Origin of the sequence: Neobacillus cucumis (genome assembly GCF_002860255.1) — a bacterium.
GTDB classification, from domain to species: Bacteria; Bacillota; Bacilli; order Bacillales; family Cytobacillaceae; genus Neobacillus; species Neobacillus cucumis_A.
This window is the reverse complement of record NZ_PGVE01000061.1, coordinates 1-1,606: the sequence shown is the minus strand read 5'-3', so window position 1 is coordinate 1,606 and position 1,606 is coordinate 1. Positions and strand designations below refer to the sequence as shown.

Annotated in this window: 3 protein-coding genes and 1 pseudogene; all 4 read right to left on the bottom strand. The window is 47.7% G+C overall.

Annotated elements, in window-relative coordinates; genetic code table 11:
* Positions 1–664 (bottom strand): GTP 3',8-cyclase MoaA (gene moaA / locus CVD27_RS15480; protein ID WP_180960310.1); only part of this gene is annotated, 664 nt, incomplete at its 3' end.
* A complete protein-coding gene (gene mobA, locus CVD27_RS15475) occupies positions 661–1,230 on the bottom strand; it encodes a molybdenum cofactor guanylyltransferase (protein ID WP_101648801.1) in 570 nt (189 codons plus the stop codon). The genes mobA and moaA, both read right to left, overlap by 4 nt.
* On the bottom strand, positions 1,227–1,460 hold the full coding sequence (moaD, locus tag CVD27_RS15470; protein ID WP_029053550.1) for a molybdopterin converting factor subunit 1: 234 nt from the start codon (positions 1,458–1,460) through the stop codon (positions 1,227–1,229). Before moaD ends, mobA begins: the two co-directional genes overlap by 4 nt.
* Positions 1,457–1,606 (bottom strand): annotated as a pseudogene (locus CVD27_RS15465) (molybdenum cofactor biosynthesis protein MoaE); the annotation flags it as partial. The gene moaD and the pseudogene CVD27_RS15465, both read right to left, overlap by 4 nt.

Sequence of the window (1,606 nt, the reverse complement as noted above, 5' to 3'; positions counted from 1 at the left end):
GCATGTCGTAGATCTCTTTTTTTGTTACGACTTTTTCGAAGCTCCAGCCATTGTCATTGCCGACATCCATGAACTCGATATAGCGCAATGTGATGCCACGTTCTTTGAAATACGTAGCCATCGGGAGGATTTCGCTCTCATTGACTCCTTTTTGTACGACCATATTCACTTTGATGGTGAAACCGATGTCTTGTGCTTTTTGGATATTTTCGAGAACGAGTTCAGGTGAAATGCCACGGCCGTTGATCTGTCCGAATAGTTCTGGATCCAGTGCATCTAAACTGATGTTCAGACGGCGCAATCCAGCGTCGTACAGCGGTTGTGCGTATTGACCGAGCAACACTGCATTCGTTGTAAGTCCGATGTCTTCGATCCCTTCGATGTCGTGAAGCTTCTGTATCAACTCGGGTAAGTTTCGGCGCATCAGCGGTTCACCGCCCGTCAAGCGTAGTTTCTTCACACCTAACTGAGCAAAAATCCGTGCCAAGCGCTCCAATTCTTCAAACGACAGTAATTCATTTTTTGCTAGAAATACGAAGTCATCACCAAAAACTTCTTTCGGCATGCAGTACGTACAGCGGAAATTGCAGCGATCCGTGACAGAAATTCGCAAATCCCGAATCGGACGACCGAGTTGATCTACAATGGCATTCATCTTCTTCATCCCCTTTCCAGTTCACATGGCGTGTTGACATTTTTAAAAGCAATTTCGGGTGTATCGGTTAATAAAGCGCCTTCAATCCACCGACCTTCATGTTGTGCTTGCACATGCATCACTCGACGATTGCCATCGTGTAACGCTTGTTTTATTGTCGGTTTGACGTTAGCATTCCAGACCGAAACGAGTGGGTGTCGCTTGCCTTCTACCGTTACAGACGAAATATCTCCATGATGCAACGCTAGCAATCTTTTCATGATCCCCGCTTCCATAAACGGCATATCACACGGCAACACGACATAGCGGTCAGCTTGCACTAATTCCATAGCGGATAAAATCCCGGCAAGAGGACCCATTCCAGAAACTGCCTCCAGGTCCGTCGTCACATGCACGCAATCCGGAAACTGTTCCCTATATTCTGGACGCGCCACGACAACGATCTCCTCGCAAATCGGTCGCAATGCCTCTAACGAATAATGATAGAAGGAGTGACCTTTATGCAGTGCAAACGCTTTTGGCGAGCCAAAACGCCGCGATTGTCCGCCCGCTAGCAACACACCGACTGTCTTCATCCGCCACTCACTGGTGGAATAAACGCGCAGACATCTCCCGCCTGAATGACATCATCCTTTAAGGCATACTCTTCATTCACCGCCACATGGATCGTCTCTTTACCGAAACCCGGATACGTTTCTTCCGCCCAGTTCAGCAATTCTTCCACCGTCAAAGGCGCACGATCCAAAGACTCTTCACCTTTACCCGTCAACTCCCGTAGCCTTGCAAAGTAATGAACTGTAATCATTGTGATTCGCTCCCTTTCTCTGGATATTTCTTCTGTGCACCGATCCATTCTTCACCGTCTTCCCAGATTTCCTTCTTCCAGATCGGTACGACTTCTTTGATGCGTTCAATCGCGTATTCATTCGCTTCATAGGCTTCCTTACGATG

Bases quoted from the DNA above. Each gene is read 5' to 3' on its own strand.
- mobA (WP_101648801.1), bottom strand. From the start codon at position 1,230: ATGAAGACAGTCGGTGTGTTGCTAGCGGGCGGACAATCGCGGCGTTTT.
- moaD (WP_029053550.1), bottom strand. From the start codon at position 1,460: ATGATTACAGTTCATTACTTTGCAAGGCTACGGGAGTTGACGGGTAAA.